The organism is Sorangium sp. So ce385 (assembly GCF_051474135.1).
Classification (GTDB): domain Bacteria; phylum Myxococcota_A; class Polyangia; order Polyangiales; family Polyangiaceae; genus Sorangium; species Sorangium cellulosum_D.
Map to the genome: position 1 here is coordinate 11,370,433 of NZ_CP150337.1, position 15,127 is coordinate 11,385,559.

Genomic DNA, 15,127 nt, shown 5'->3' on the forward strand with positions numbered 1-15,127 from the left:
GGGAGCGGAGAGCGGGAACGCCGGAACCGAACGACCCAGGCGTGACCCGAGCTCACCGAACCCCGGGGCGCGCGCCGGACGGCTCGCCCCCTTCGAGGAGATCCTGCCATGGAGCGAAGCTACAACGTCATCCCCACGGACTCGGGCGTGCCCATCAAGGCGTGGACCGTCGGCGTGCCGTTCGAGCCCGCCGCCGAGGCGCAGCTCAAGAACCTCGCCGCGCTGCCGTTCATCCACAAGTGGATCGCCGTGATGCCCGACGCCCACCAGGGCATCGGCGCGACGGTGGGGAGCGTCGTCGCGACGCACGGCGCGGTCATCCCGGCGGCCGTCGGCGTCGACATCGGCTGCGGGATGATGGCGGCGCGCACGAGCCTCCGCGCGTCGGACCTGCCGGACGCGCTGCGCGGGCTCCGGACCGCCATCGAGGAGGCGGTGCCGCACGGCCGCACCGACAACGGCGGGAAGAACGACCGCGGCGCGTGGCGCTCGCCCCCGCTCGCCCAGATCGAGGCGTGGGCCGCGCTCGAGCCGCGGTACCGGCAGATCGTCGAGAAGCACCCGCGCCTCGGGCGCGGCTCGGCCATCGAGCACCTCGGCACGCTCGGGACCGGCAACCACTTCATCGAGCTCTGCCTCGACGAGGACGACCGCGTCTGGGTGATGCTGCACAGCGGCTCGCGCGGGGTCGGCAACCGCGTCGGGAGCTACTTCATCGAGCTCGCCAAGCAGGAGATGAGGCGCTTCTTCGTGAACCTGCCCGACGCGAACCTCGCCTACCTGCCCGAGGGGACGAGGCACTACCACGACTACATGCAGGCGGTGTCGTGGGCGCAGGACTTCGCGGCCGTGAACCGGGAGCTGATGATGGCGCAGGTGGTGGGCGCGCTCCGCGCGTCGGGCGAGCTGCCGCCCTTCGACGCGGCCGTCGAGGCGGTGAACTGCCACCACAACTACGTGGCGCGAGAGCACCACTACGGGAAGGACGTCCTCGTGACGCGCAAGGGCGCCGTGCGCGCGCAAGCGGGCGATCTCGGGATCATCCCGGGCAGCATGGGCGCGCGCTCGTTCATCGTCCGCGGGCTCGGCAACCCGGAGAGCTTCTGCAGCTCGAGCCACGGCGCCGGCCGCGTCATGTCGCGGACCGAGGCGCGCCGCCGCGTCACCGTCGCCGAGCACGAGGCCGCGACCGCCGGCGTCGAGTGCCGCAAGGACGAGGCCGTGATCGACGAGACGCCGGCGGCGTACAAGCCGATCGACGACGTGATGCGGGCGCAGCGGGAGCTCGTCGAGATCGTGCACACGCTGCGGCAGGTCGTGTGCGTGAAGGGGTGAGCCGCGGCCCGGAGTCGTGGTATCGCTGGTCCAGGGAGAGTCGACTGCCATGCTGACCATCGATGGATCCGTCGGAGAGGGAGGGGGCCAGATCCTCCGCACGACGCTCTGCCTCTCGCTGATCACGCAGACGCCCGTCCGGATCACCTCGATCCGCAAGGGCCGCGCGCGCCCGGGGCTGATGCGGCAGCACCTCACCTCGGTCCAGGCCGCCGCCCAGGTCGGCCGCGCCGAGGTGTCGGGCGCCGCGCTCGGCTCGCAGGAGATCGTCTTCCGGCCGACGGCGATCGTGCCCGGCGAGCACACGTTCCGCGTGGGCAGCGCGGGGAGCACGACGCTCGTGCTGCAGACCGTCCTGCCGGCGCTGCTCCGCGCGCCCGCGCCGTCGACGCTCACGCTCGAGGGCGGCACGCACAACCCCATGGCGCCGCCGTTCGACTTCCTGGACCTCGCCTACCTGCCGCTCGTGCGGCGGATGGGGCCGGACGTCACCGCCACGCTGGTGACGCCCGGCTTCTATCCCGCGGGCGGCGGCCTCGCCCGCGTCTCGATCGCGCCCTCGCCCGCGCTCGCGCCGCTCGAGCTGCTCTCGCGCGGGGAGATCCGCGGCCGGAGGGCGGTGGCGACGGTGTCGAACCTCCCGAGCTCCGTCGCGATGCGCGAGCTCGACGCGGCGGCGGCGGTGCTCGGCTGGGAGCCGGCCTGCTTCAAGCCGAGCGTGCTGACGGGCGGCCACGGCCCGGGCAACGTGATCACGATCGCCGTCGAGAGCGAGCACGTGACCGAGGTCTTCACCGGGTTCGGCGAGAAGGGCGTTCGCGCGGAGTCGGTCGCCGCGAAGGCCGCCGAGGAGGCGCGCGATTACCTCGCGGCGGGCGTGCCGGTGGGCGAGCACCTGGCCGATCAGCTGCTCTTGCCCATCGCCCTCGCGGGGCGCGGCGCCTTCCGGACCGTCCGCCCGTCGTCGCACACGACGACCCACCTCGATCTGCTGCGAGATCTCCTCGGGATCCGCGCGTCGGTGGAGCAGCTCTCCGAGCATGCGTGGCAACTCGAGATCGGGCGTTGAGCGCCGGGCCGCTCGACAGACGACATCGGCCGCCGCAGCGAGGTACGCCGCATCGAGGCGCGTGCTCGGGACTCACCAGCAGACAGCCATAAAGCTGCTCGGCTCCTCCGGGCGCGATTGACGGCGGCGTCCCGGTCGTGCCACATCACGGCGGGCGTACGGCGCGCTCGTCGCGGGCTCCTCCGCGGCGGGAGGGCGCGCGCCCAGGGCGGCAGCGACGCGGAAGGCGAGACAATGGCGAAGCGCGACTACCTCAAGATCACGGACATGACCCTGGCCGAGGCGCACCGCGTGCTCAGGCTCGCCGCGCGCCTGAAGGAGGAGCCGAAGGGGCGGCGCGCGACGCTGCTCGCCGGCAGGTCGATCGCGGTCGTGCTGGAGAAGGCGAGCACGCGCACGCGCGTGTCGTTCGAGGTCGGGATCGCGCAGCTCGGCGCCCAGCCGGTCGTGCTGAGCACCCAGGGGAGCCAGCTCGCGCGCGGCGAGCCGATCCGCGACACGGCCCGCGTGCTCGCCCGGTACTGCGACGCGATCGCGTTCCGCACGTCGTCGACCGCGCGCCTGCTCGAGATGGCAGAGGCGAGCGTGCCGGTGATCAACGCGCTCTCGGACGACGGGCACCCGGTGCAGGTGCTCAGCGACATCTTCACGATCGAGGAGGCGCTCGCGGCGGGCGGGGACAGGACCGGCATCGCCGGCCGGCGCATCGCGTTCCTCGGCGACTGCTCGAGCAACATGGCGCGCTCGTGGCTCGAGGCGGCGCCGCTCTTCGACTTCCACCTCGTGCTCGCCGGGCCCGAGGGGTACATGCCGCCCGCGGACGAGGTCGCGCGGGCGCGGGCGACAGGCCACGTCACCCTCGTGAGCGACCCGCGCGAGGGCGCGGCGGGGGCGGACGTGGTGAACACCGACGTGTGGGCGAGCATGGGCCAGGAGGGCGAGGCGGAGCGGCGCCGCGCCGCGTTCGCCGGCTGGACGGTGGACGCCGGGGTGATGGGCAAGGCCGCGCAGCACGCGATCGTGCTCCACTGCCTGCCGGCGCACCGGGGCGAGGAGATCGACGACGAGACGCTGGAAGGGCCGCGCTCGCGCGTGTGGGACCAGGCCGAGAACCGGCTGCACGTGCAGAAGGCGCTGATGCTCTGGCTGCTCGGCGTCGAGCTGGCCTGAGGCGCGGACCAGGCGGGAATCAGACCGCCGTCATGCGGAGAGAGAGCTGGAGTCTCCTCCAGCCCTCTCCTCGCGGCCATGAGCGGGGCACCGGCGCACGAGGCAGTCGGGGACAGCCCTACCAGCGACGTACACCGACAGGCGAGCTCTTGCGCGGCCTCATCCGACGCGACGCTCCAACGCGCTGCTGCGATCGACGCGCCGCACCCAGCCGGGCAATGTGCGCGGAATGATCTGCTCGATCGATGGGTTCGATCGTGCACGCGGCGAGTTCGTTCGTGGTGAACACGCCGCCGGACTCTGGTGGGCAATCTCGCAGCGGCCATGTGGTCTCACCCGATACCGCGCGATGTAACCGCGATGGGCGATCTCATCTGTGCTTGAGACCACATCGCTCGTTTCGGGATCGCCCCGGGGAACAACGAAGGGTTCTCCCCGATTGCGACTCGGGCCGACGCGCTCCACGGTGGTGGTCCACGCGATGAGCTGTGCCAGGGTCGCTGTGAGCAGCGTCGCGACGCGTGGTCGAACGACATTGGACGTTGTTTCACAACGCAACGAAGGAGTTACCACCATGCGAAATCGATTTGACAGGGACATGGATGACGGTCGAGACGATCGCGGCTGGGACGAGCGCTACGGACAGGGCAGCGGGAGCTGGGACGAGCGCCAGGCACAAGGCAGCAGGTGGGACGAGCGCCAGGGACAGGGCGGCGGCTGGGACGAGCGCTACGGCCAGCCCCGGGGCAGCTTCCCGGAGCGCAGCTGGTCGCGTGACGAGCACCGCACCTCGGGCTACGACCAGGACCGCGACTACGGGCGCGCGATGCAGCGCGGCTACGGCGGCGAGCACACCTACGACCAGGGCCGCTTCTCCGGTCGCGACCGCGGCTTCGACCGCGACTACAACCGCAACTTCGGCGGCGGATACGGCCGCGACTACCGCGGCGAGCACGAGGGCACCTTCGGCGGCGGGTACGGCCGCGACCACCGCGGCGAGTACAACAGGAGCTTCGGCGGCGACTACAACAGGAGCTTCGGCGGCGGATACGGCCGCGACTACCGCGGCGAGCACGAGGGCACCTTCGGCGGGTACGGCCGCGACTACCGCGGCGACTACAACAGGAGCTTCGGCGGCGACTACAACAGGAGCTTCGGCGGCGGATACGGCCGCGACTACCGCGGCGAGCACGAGGGCACCTTCGGCGGGTACGGCCGCGATTACCGCGGCGACGAGAGCCGCAGCTTCGGCGGCGGATACGGCCGCGACGAGAACCGCGGCTGGGGCCGCGAGCAGGACCGCGAGTACGGCCAGGACTTCGTGCGCACGGTCCGCGACGCGGGCCGCTCCGCGATGCAGAACGTCAGCGGCGCGCTGAGCAACATCGGAGACCGCGTGCGCAGCGCGCTCGGCCGCGGGCCCAAGGGCTACAAGCGGTCCGACGAGCGCATCCGCGAGGACGTCTGCGAGCTGCTCTCGGATCGCGACGATATCGATGTCAGCGAGGTCACCGTCCGTGTGCAGAACAGCGAGGTCACGCTGGAGGGCACGGTGAGCGAGCGCCACCACAGGCGCCTCATCGAGCAGATCGCCGAGAACGTCCGCGGCGTGGAGGACGTGCACAACCAGATCCGCGTCAAGCGGGCCGCCGAGACGACGACCGCGACGACCGCGACGACCGGCATGACCGGCGCGACGGCGTCGACGGGCGCGCAGCAGAGCGCGTCTCGCCCCATGGCGAACGACGTCGCCCATCGCTGACCTCGCCCGGCAACCGCGACGGCAGGACCAGCGCCGCAGGGCCTCGCCGGCTCACGGCCGGCCGGCGAGCTCCGCGACCACCTTCACCAGGCCGGCGGGGTCGATCGGCTTCGCGACGTGCTTCTGGAAGCCGGCCGAGAGCGCCCGCCTCTGGTCCTCGATCCGCGCATAGGCGGTCAGGGCCACCGCGGGGATCCCCCGGATCTCCTCCCGGCCCGCCACGCGCACCTGCCGTATCAGCGTGTAGCCGCTCTCCCCCGGCATGCCGATGTCGCTCACCAGCACATCGGGCCTCAGCCGCTCGAGGACGCCCATGGCCTCGCCCATCGAGCCCGCGGTGGTGACCTGCGCGCCCGCCCCCTCCAGCAGGAACGCGATCATCTCGCGGGCGTCCGGCTCGTCGTCGACGAGGAGGACGTGGAGGCCGCCGAGCGGCGCCGGCTCCCCCTCGTCGAGCGCGACGCGCCACGGCGCGGGCGGCGGCTCGTCGCGCGCGATCGAGGGCGCCGCGTTCAGGGGGAGCGTCACCGTGAACGTGGCGCCGCGGCCCTCGCCCTGGCTCTCCGCGTCCACCGTGCCCCCGTGCAGCTCGACGAGGTGGCGGACGATGGCGAGCCCCAGGCCGAGGCCGCCGTGCGCCCTCGTCGGCGAGGAGTCGCCCTGGCGGAAGCGGTCGAAGACATACGGCAGGAACGACCTCGCGATGCCCTTGCCGTTGTCGGTGACCGCGATCACGACCTGCGCGTCGCTCCGGCCCACCCGGACCGTCACCCGACCTCGCTTCGGGGTGAACTTGACCGCGTTGGAGAGCAGATTCCACATGACCTGCTGGAGGCGGTCCGGGTCGCCGCTCATCTCGCCGGGCGCGTCGTCGAGCTCGACGCAGATCTCGATGTCCTTCGCCCTCGCCGTGGGCGTGAGGGTGTCCACGGCGGCCTCGACGACGGCCGCGAGGTCGACCGCGGCCGTGTTCAGCCGCAGCTTGCCGGTGATGATCCGCGAGACCGTGAGGATGTCGTCGACGATCTGCGCCTGCGCGTGGGCGTTCCGCTCGATCGCCGCCATCCCCTGCTTGACGCGGTCCGGGCCGAGCTCCCGCTCCTTGATCAGCCGCGCCCAGCCCAGGATCGCGGTGAGCGGCGTCCGCAGCTCGTGAGAGACCGTCGCGAGGAACTCGTCCTTCATGCGGTTCGCGTCCTCGGCCCGGAGGCGATCCTTCTCCGACTGGGCGAGCGCCTGCTGCTCGCGGCGGAGCAGGTCCGCGCGCTCTCGCTCGAGCTGCTTCAGCTCGGTGATGTCGACGACGGCGCCCGTCAAGAACAGCGGGGAGCCGCCCCGATCGAGGATGAGCCGCCCGCGGTCGTGGACCCACCGGATCGCCCCGTCGGGGCGGACGACGCGATGGATCGTGTCGTAGACGTGCTGTTCCCGGAGGGTCCGCTGGTGCGCCGCGACCACCGCGTCGCGGTCCTCCGGGTGCACGCGGCTCAGCCAGTCGTCCATCGCCTGCGTCGTCTCGCGCTCTTCCAGGCCGAGGATGCGGTTGAGGCTCGCGTCCCTCGTGTCGGAGAGGGTGGTGAGGTCGATCCTCCACGTGCCCACGTCCGCCGCCCACGTGGCGAGCCGGAGCCGTTCCTCTCGATCCTGGAGCGCGCTCTCGATCCGGAACCGCTCGCTCAGGTCGACCGTCAAGCCGACCATGCGGATCGCCTCGCCGCGCGCGTCGCGGAGCACGGACCCGCGATCGAACACGTGGGCGACGGAGCCGTCGCCGCGGTAGACGCGGTACTGGTCCGACCAGCTGTCGCCGCTGCCGCGGAGGAGCTCCTCGAAGCCGCGCGCCACGCGATCGCGATCGTCGGGCAGCACGCGGGTGAACCACCAGGCGCCCGTGGGCGCCGTCTGCTCGGGAGCGTAGCGGAAGACCTCATGAAACGTCTCGTTGCGCTCGACCCGGTCCGTCAGGATGTCCCAGTCCCAGATCGGGTCCTTGACCGCTCGCGCGAGGAGGCGATAGCGCTCGCGCTGCACGTCCACCTCCAGGCGCGCGTCGAGCTCGCCCGCGGCGGCCTCGCCAGCGCGCTCGCCAATGCCCTCGGGCACGGGAGGCGCATGCCCGTCCGCGCTGGCGAGCGCCACCGCGGCCTGATCCGCGAGCGCCGCGAGCAGCCAGACATCCTCGTCCGAGGCCTGGCGGAAGCGCTCGACCGCGAGCACGCCGGAGATGCGGTCGCGGAGGATCAAGGGGACGGCGACGACATGGGCCGATCCGTGCAGCGCGCGCGCGACCCCCTCGTCGAAGCTCGGCAGCGGGCGGCCGCGGAGCTCGGAGACCAGCGCCGGGTCGAGCCCCAGCGAGGACCGGACGACCGGCCGCCCCTCGTCGTCGTTCAGGATCAAGACGGCCCTACCGGCGCCGCTCAGCTGCCGCGCCGCCGAGAGGACGGTCTCCTGGATCTCGCGCGCGGAGCGCGCCGCCGCGAGCGCGCGGCCGACCTCCGTCAGCACACGCACCTGCGACCGAGATCTGCTCTCGAGATCAACCACGGAGGAACGGGCCTCGGCCGGAGAATACGGGAACTCTCGCCAATGGTGGATGTGCATCCCTGACCGGACCAGCCGAGCAGGCTCGGCGCACGGCGCAGCCACGCCAGAGCGCGAGCAGGCGGTATACCTCGAGTGAAACTGTAATAGGAGCGTGCGGACATGCGCGCCAGCCGGGCCGAGGACAACCGTGCACACAAAACTTGGCCCGGGATCCGGATTCCTGCGCAAACGCGCGCTGCGTGGAATTCCGCGACATTCCGCCGGAGCTCCTCCTGGCCGTGGCCGGCGCGGCGCTCTTCTTCGGGCTGGTCCAGACGCTCCGGCTCGCGTGGCGGAGCGCCCGGCAGCGGCGCCGGATCGAGCGCTGCCGGGAGCAGGGCGCCGCGGGGGAGGCGCGCGCCGAGGCGCTCCTCCGCGAGCTCGGGTACACGATCGTTGGCCGGCAGGTCGCGGTCTCCTATGGAGTCCAGATCGACGGCGAGCCGATCACCGTCGGGCTCCGCGCCGACTACCTCGTGGCGTACGGCCGCAGGCGGTATGTCGCCGAGGTGAAGACGGGCCGGCTCGCGCCGCGCATCGATACGCCCGCCACGCGGCGGCAGCTGCTCGAGTACCGGCTCGCGTTCGACGTCGACGGCGTGCTCCTGGTCGACGCGGAGTCCCGGCGGGTGCGGTCGGTGGTGTTCCCGCTGCCCGCCGGCGCCGCGGGGCGCGAGCCCCCCGGCGCGCGCCTCGCGTGGTTCCTGGCTGCGGTCGTGGCGGGCCTCGTGGCCGCGATGGCGGCGCGCGCCGCCTGGTGACGCGCGGCCTCCGTCTCCCGTCTCCCGTCCACGTCCCCCGTCTCCCGTCTCCCGTCTCCCGTCCCCCGTCTGCGTCTCCCGTCCCCCGTCTGCGTCTGGCCTCCGCGTGCGCGTGCGCGCTAATTCCGGGGAATCGCGCACGCGCACGCGCACGCGCACGAAGGACGCGCACGGAAGACGGAAGACGGAAGACGGAAGACGGAAGACGGAAGACGGAAGACGGAAGACGGAAGACGGAAGACGGAAGACGGAAGACGGAAGACGGAAGACGGAAGACGGAAGACGGAAGACGGAAGACCGTGTCAGTGCCGGCTGAGGACCGCTCTAGCGCGCGGCGCGGGGGCGGCGCCGGCGGCCGGCGAGGAGCAGGAGACCCAGGCCGAGCAGGCCGAGGCGGGCCGGCGAGCCCTCGGACGTCGCGCCCGCGCGGCAGGCGCAGGACGAGTCGGGCTTGGGGACGAAGCCGCTGTCCCCGCCGCCCGCGCCCGCGCCCGCGCCAGCGCTCGCGGTGAGATCCGGCGGCTCGTCCAGGAACAACCCGCCTCCGTCCTGGCCCCCGCTCGAGGCCGTGACGCCGCCGTTGACCGGCGGATCGCCGCAGAACCCACGGACGCACGGCGCGTTGCCGGGGCAGACGACGCCCGCGCACGCGTCGGTGCAGCTCCCGCCGATGCAGAGCTGCCCTTCAGCGCAGGTCACGCCCTCGCAGCCGGCGTCGACGCAGCGGCCGTCCGCCGCGCACGTCTTGCCGGCGGGGCAGGTGCGGCAGCCGCAGTTCGACTGGCAGATGCCGCGCTCGCAGACCGCGCCGTCCTCGCACTCGATCTGCGCGCAGAGATCCACGCATCGCCCGAGCTGGCACTCCTGGTTCGCCGGGCAGATGACGCCGTCGCACCCGCCCACGCAGGTGCCGCCGACACAGACCTGGCCGCCCTCGCACGCCACGCCCACGCACGCCTGCTCCACGCAGAGGCCCTCCTCGCAGACGAAGCCCTGGTCGCAGACCACCTCGCCGCGGCCGCAGTACGGCACGCACGACCCGCGGTTGCACACGAGGCCCTCCGCGCAGAGCCCCTCGCCGTTGTCGACCTCGCCGTCGCAGTCGTTGTCGATGTTGTCGCAGCGCTCGCTCTGCTCGCCGGGCTCGAGGACCCTCAGGCACTCGGTCTCGCCCTCGGTCGCACACCCCGTCCTCCCCACGGCGCACGCGCCCTGCAGCCCCGTGTCGCAGACCTGGCCGCCGCCCTGGCAGGTCACTCCCGTGATGTAATAGACGAAGTCGTTGAAGTCGCCGTCGTTCTCGTACCCGCCCTGGCTCCCCTTCCAGCTCGTCGGGGTCACGGGCAGGTCCTCGAAGGCGACATAGAACGCGTCGGGCGTGGCCGTCGACGTGTAGATCAGCGTCGTCACCCACGGCTCGTTCGGCGTGCAGCTCGTGCAGACCGTGTTCAGCTCGCGTTGGGAGAACTTCGTCTGCGTGCAGTAGGTGCCCGCCTTGCCGATCAGCGCGAAGCCGACCAGGCCGCCGTCGTACCGCGGGTCGCTGCGGATGTCGGCCGCCGAGAACTGGGTCGGCGTCCAGTCGTGCTGCCCCGCCTGGGTCGTCATCATCGTGGCCAGCGGGCAGAAGTCGTTGTCCTCGCACCGGAACGCCACCGACGTGTCCGCGGGGATCAGCTCGTAGATCTCGTTGTCCGGCGGGCGCATGCCGCTCGCCGTCGCGTTGTACCAGCCGAACGCGACCTTGCACCCGCCCCCGCGCAGCACCAGCTCTCCCGTGAACCCGCAGAGCGGCGAGAAGACGCCTGGCTCCGTGCTCGCGTCCGCCACGGGATCGATGTCCTCCCCCCGGTACATGAAGAGCCCATCGAGCGTGACGGCGTTCTCCGGGAACCCGCGGCCCCGCACGAGGCCGAGCTCGGCCTCTCTGACCGGCGTGGGCAGCCTCGTGCCGTCCAGCTGCTCCACCGCGGCGCTCGCGGGTACAGCCCCCGCGAGCGGCGCGAGCAAGAGGGACAAAGAGAGCGCGGCTCGAACCGCGCGTCGGCGAGAACCCATGAAGTAAGGCGTTTGCGGCATGTGCGCCACTGTACACCTCCTCGTGCGCGCTGGGAGCAGATGATTCCACAGCTCCGCACCATCAAAATGTTGCAGCCCAGTTGTTCCTGCGCCGCGATGCGCGCCTGTTTTGACGCACGCTGTCACCGCGGCGCACGGGGTCATGCTGGCTGTCAGGGGCGTTTTCTGCTGCCGCTCCGGGCTGGGAGGCAACAGCCTACTTGACGCTCTCCCGCTGCGCTGCGGGGGGAGTTGCGGCGGAGCGCGAAGCGCGTCGTCTCGGCGCTTCGCCGGCGCCGGGGCGCGGTGTGGTAGGCTGGCGAGCTCCGGCTGCGCCTGATCGCTGCCGCCGTATGACCAAGAAATCGCTCCGCGTCTATCTCATCGCCCACCACGACGGCCGCTTCACCGGCATCCTCCTGCGCACGTGGGCATTCGTCTTCGACCGGCCGGCGCCGTCCGCTTATGGCGCCTCCGAGGAGGACGTGCTGCGCAAGCTCGAGGTGGAGCTCCACGCGCGGGTGGCGACGGGCGAGGACGATCTCGATCGCTATCTGTGGGACGAGCCGTTCGAGGTGCGCACGCTCGGCGTCGACGTCCACCCGCAGACCACCGTCAAGCGCGCGGCCGTCGTCGGCCGGCGCCGCATCCCGCTGCGGCTCACCTACCTCGCGAGCAAGCTCGCCGAGGGCGGATATCGGGTGATGCTCCCGCGCTTCGGCTGGTCCGTGGTCGTGGAGGATCTCTCGATTGCGCCCGACGTGCTCCGCCAGCTCGTCACGAGCGCGCTGCTCGGCGAGTCGCCGCGGTCGCTCTTCGACTTCCGCCGCGAGGGAGACGAGACCGTGCGCCCCTGGTCGCCGCCCCTCCCGTCGCGCGCCGAGGGCTCCGCCCGGCGCGCGGCGGACGAGCGCCCCACGCTGCGCGAGGTCGCCGAGGATCTGGTCGAGAAGGCCGCGCGCCAGCGGCTCCCGCTCGCCGTGGGCGACGCGGAGGAGCTGGAGCAGGCGCTCCCGGGGCTCGACGCCGCGAAGGGCGCGCCGGTGCCGTCGATCCTGCTGGTGGGCGGCCCGGGGGTCGGCAAGACGACCTGGGTTTACCGGCTGGCGCGGCGGTTCGCGGCGTGGCGCAGGGACAAGGCGCGCGCGCGGTCGCCGGGCCTGTTCAGCACCTCGGCCGACCGGCTGCTCGCCGGGATGACGTATCTCGGCATGTGGCAGGCGCGGTGTCTGAAGCTCGTGGACGAGCTGTCGCACGAGGGGGATCTCCTGCACGTCGGCGCGCTCTTGCCGCTGCTCCGCCCGCAGCCGGACGGCGCGTCGATCGGCGACGTGCTCCTGCCGGCGCTCCGGAGCGGCGAGGTGAGCCTCATCGCGGAGTGCACCGAGCCGGAGCTCGAGGCGTGCCAGCGCCGCGCGGCCTCGCTCGTCTCGTGCTTCCAGGTCGTCCGGCTGCGCGAGCCCGATCCGGCCGCGGTGCCGGCGCTGCTCGCGGAGTACGAGGCGCGGAAGGACGCGCGCGTCCGGCTGCACCCGGCGGCCAAGAAGCGGCTGGTCCAGCACCTCGCGATGTTCCGGCGCGACGTGCTCTTCCCTGGTAAGGCGTTCCGCTTCTTCGACTGGCTCGCGCAGGAGGCCGGGGGCCGGGCGGGCGCGGAGGCGCGGGCGGGCGCGGACGCGGGCCGCGTGCTCTACCCGCGCGACGTGTCCGAGGCCTACGCGCGCCACTCGGGGCTGCCGATCGAGCTCATCGCCGACGAGATCCCCGCGAGCGCCGAGGCCATCGCGCGCGGGCTGAAGCGGCGCGTGATCGGGCAGGACGAGGCGTGCGACACCGCGGCGCGGGTGCTCGCGCGCTTCAAGGCGGGCATGAACGACCCGGAGCGCCCGTGCGGCACGCTGCTCTTCGTCGGCCCGACGGGCGTGGGCAAGACGGAGCTCGCGAAGGAGCTCACGCGGTCGATGTTCGGCGACGAGGGGCGGATGATCCGGCTCGACATGAGCGAGTACCGGCTCCCGGGCTCGTCGGCGCGGCTGCTCGAGGCGGGGCCGGGCGCGACGACGCTCGCGCAGCGCGTGCGGCAGGAGCCGCTGTCGCTCGTGCTCCTCGACGAGATCGAGAAGGCCCACCGCGAGGTGTTCGACCTCTTGCTCGGGATCCTGGGCGAGGGCCGGCTGACGGACGAGGACGGGCGCCACGTCGATTTCCGGATGGCGCTCATCGTGATGACCTCGAACCTGGGCGTCGCCGATCGGCCGCCGGTCGGCTTCGGCGGCGACGACGAGCGCGGCGCGCCGGCGGCGGGCCCGCGGCGCGCGGCGCCGGCGAGCGTGCGCGAGCATTTCCGGCCCGAGCTCGTGAACCGCATCGACCACGTGGTGCAGTTCCGGAGCCTCGGGCGGGACAGCGTGCTCAGGATCGTGGATCTCGAGCTGGCCAAGGCCGAGGCGCGCACCGGGCTCGTGCGGCGCAACCTGAGGCTCCGCGTCCTGCCCGAGGCGCGGGCCTGGCTGGCCGACGCGGGGTTCGATCCGAGGCGCGGGGCGCGGCCGCTCAAGCGGGTGATCGAGGAGCGGGTGATCACGCCGATCGCGGCGCGCATGGCGGAGGATCCGTCGTGCAGGGACCGGGAGATCGTGGTCGAGGGCGGGGCGGCCGGGCTCGCGCTGCGGTTCGCGTAGCGCGGAGGTCCGGGGCGCGGCTGCGGCGGGGCCGGCGCGGCCCTCGCCGAGCGGCCGCCGCCGCGCTCAGCGCGCTTCGGCGGGCGGATCGACCGCGGGCCCGGGCTCGCCGTGCCCGGCCTCGCCGTGCCCGGCCTCGCTGTGGACGACGGCCCACACGAACTCCGGGATGAGCGCGAGCGAGTGCTGGTCCTGCGTGACGCCGATGAGACCGCTGATGAACTCCAGGGCGTGCTCCTGGCGCTGCCCGTCGATGAACCGCAGAGGCGCGCTGGTCAGCCCGGGCGGGAGCCGAGCGAACCCGGGCCCCTCCGGCTTCGCCAGCGCGGCGAGCGGGTTGCGCCGGGCCTCCGCGGCCCGCCACCGGTCGAGCCAGCCGTCGAGGGCCGTGTTCGGAACGAAGTGGTCGGCGGGCCAGGCGCGCAGGTAGGGGAAGAGCACGTGGATCCACCCGGTGAGCTCGTCCGCGGCGTTCTCGTAGCGGAAGAAGGCGCGCCAGAACGCCGGATCCTGACGGCCCTCCGCGGCGGCGACGATCTGGTCGAGCACCGGCAGGAGGGCGTGAGTCCAGCGCTCCGCGCCGAACGGGGCGAACGCCGCCGCGCGGTGGCGCACCCAGCGCCAGTCGTCCGCCGTGCCGAGCAGGTAGATGCGCGGGATTCCGGCGTTCGGAAAGCTCATGTCCGCGGGGAAGGGCGGCTGCCACTCGAAGTGCGGCGCGAACGGCGTCATGATCGTGAGCTCCGACGCCACGCGCTCCACCGGCCCCGTGGTCGAGAAGCTGCCTGTCACGAGCTCTCGCAGCGTGCCGACCCGCGCGGCGATCTGGCCGGAGAAATCCGAGAACGCGACGGGCCACGGGTTCACCTGACCGAGCGTGAAATCCGGCCGGTCGATCCTCAGCTCGAAGTCGCCGTCCTCGAGGAGGACCTGGCGCCGCTGCTCCTCGTTCGCGGCGACGTGGAGCGTGAACCCCCGGGCCAGGCAGAACCAGATCACGTCGGGCGAGAGCACGAGGGGGTAGCGCTGGGTGAAGGCCATGTAGGCCGCCTGCACGAGCGGGTGCACGTCCGTGCGTCCGACGATGGGCAGGCGATGGCGGTAGGCGGCCTCGACGGGGGAGACGAGCAGGCTCTGCACCGTCGCGTCCTCGTCGAACGCGGGCAGCGGCGCCGTCGCAGGCTCGAAGTCGGTGACGGCGATGCTCGTGATGCTCATGGATCCTCGCTCTCCTGGCCCTGCGCGACGGCTTCATGGGCCAGCGCTGCCGCTCCAACCTCGTACACAAGAGCGCCGCGCGAAACAACTCGCCTCGGCGGCGGGCGCACAGCGAGCCGGCTCAACCTTGCATTCGCGCCGACAGCCCTCGATAGCCGCCGAGCGCGCCGACGCGCGACCGCGCGCCCGGCGCGGGGAGCGCGTGAACGGGAAGGCAAAACAATTCGCTCACACAGGAATATTACAGCGCAGTCGCCACACCGATGGATGCATGCGAGAGATAGATTACCTGGCCGGCGGGTTGGCCGCAATCGAGGCACCTGTCGCGCGTCGCCCTGAACGCATGCCGGGATCCACGGCGACGTTTCGACGGGCGAACGCCGCAATGGGGCGCGCGGTTGCGGATTCGAGGTGCGGGGCTCGCCGATCCGACGCGGCTCCGAAGCGGTGCGCAGCGGGCGGCGCAGGAATGCCATGGCACGGGATA

At 72.5% G+C, this 15,127-nt stretch carries 9 protein-coding genes and 1 pseudogene; 6 read left to right on the top strand and 4 right to left on the bottom strand.

Going from position 1 to position 15,127, the window contains the following annotated elements; genetic code table 11:
* Positions 1-108: 108 nt before the first annotated feature.
* From WME83_RS41620 to WME83_RS41635, 4 genes are all read left to right on the top strand, one after another.
* On the top strand, positions 109-1,335 hold the full coding sequence (locus WME83_RS41620) for an RtcB family protein (protein ID WP_437315260.1): 1,227 nt from the start codon (positions 109-111) through the stop codon (positions 1,333-1,335).
* A gap of 49 nt (positions 1,336-1,384) precedes the next feature.
* A complete protein-coding gene (rtcA, locus tag WME83_RS41625; RefSeq protein ID WP_437315261.1) occupies positions 1,385-2,404 on the top strand; it encodes an RNA 3'-terminal phosphate cyclase in 1,020 nt (339 codons plus the stop codon).
* Positions 2,405-2,638: 234 nt separating this feature from the next.
* Entirely contained in the window at positions 2,639-3,574 is a 936-nt protein-coding gene (argF, locus tag WME83_RS41630) for an ornithine carbamoyltransferase (RefSeq protein ID WP_437315262.1), read from the top strand.
* Positions 3,575-4,148: 574 nt separating this feature from the next.
* Positions 4,149-5,336 carry a BON domain-containing protein gene (locus WME83_RS41635; RefSeq protein ID WP_437315263.1) on the top strand — a complete coding sequence of 396 codons (1,188 nt, stop codon included), beginning with the start codon at positions 4,149-4,151 and terminating at the stop codon, positions 5,334-5,336.
* Positions 5,337-5,387: 51 nt separating this feature from the next.
* Here the strand turns inward: WME83_RS41635 and WME83_RS41640 are convergent, their stop codons facing one another.
* Positions 5,388-7,850, bottom strand: coding sequence for a PAS domain-containing protein (locus WME83_RS41640; protein WP_437315264.1), 2,463 nt, complete (start codon positions 7,848-7,850; stop codon positions 5,388-5,390).
* 272 nt (positions 7,851-8,122) lie between these two features.
* On the opposite strand from WME83_RS41640, the gene WME83_RS41645 reads away from it, so the two are divergent.
* Positions 8,123-8,683, top strand: a complete 561-nt coding sequence (locus tag WME83_RS41645) for a hypothetical protein (RefSeq protein WP_437315265.1) — start codon at positions 8,123-8,125, stop codon at positions 8,681-8,683.
* A gap of 169 nt (positions 8,684-8,852) precedes the next feature.
* On the opposite strand, the pseudogene WME83_RS41650 reads toward WME83_RS41645, so the two are convergent.
* Both WME83_RS41650 and WME83_RS41655 read right to left on the bottom strand, forming a co-directional pair.
* A pseudogene (locus WME83_RS41650) lies at positions 8,853-8,981 on the bottom strand (hypothetical protein); the annotation flags it as partial.
* A 26-nt stretch (positions 8,982-9,007) separates the two neighbouring features.
* Positions 9,008-10,702, bottom strand: a complete 1,695-nt coding sequence (locus tag WME83_RS41655) for an MYXO-CTERM sorting domain-containing protein (RefSeq protein WP_437315266.1) — start codon at positions 10,700-10,702, stop codon at positions 9,008-9,010.
* A gap of 392 nt (positions 10,703-11,094) precedes the next feature.
* Between WME83_RS41655 and WME83_RS41660 the strand changes: the two genes are divergently transcribed.
* Positions 11,095-13,422 (top strand): AAA family ATPase, encoded by a 2,328-nt coding sequence (locus tag WME83_RS41660; protein ID WP_437315267.1) that lies wholly within the window; start codon positions 11,095-11,097, stop codon positions 13,420-13,422.
* A 66-nt stretch (positions 13,423-13,488) separates the two neighbouring features.
* Here the strand turns inward: WME83_RS41660 and WME83_RS41665 are convergent, their stop codons facing one another.
* Positions 13,489-14,640 (bottom strand): DUF4419 domain-containing protein, encoded by a 1,152-nt coding sequence (locus WME83_RS41665; RefSeq protein WP_437315268.1) that lies wholly within the window; start codon positions 14,638-14,640, stop codon positions 13,489-13,491.
* Positions 14,641-15,127: the final 487 nt, after the last annotated feature.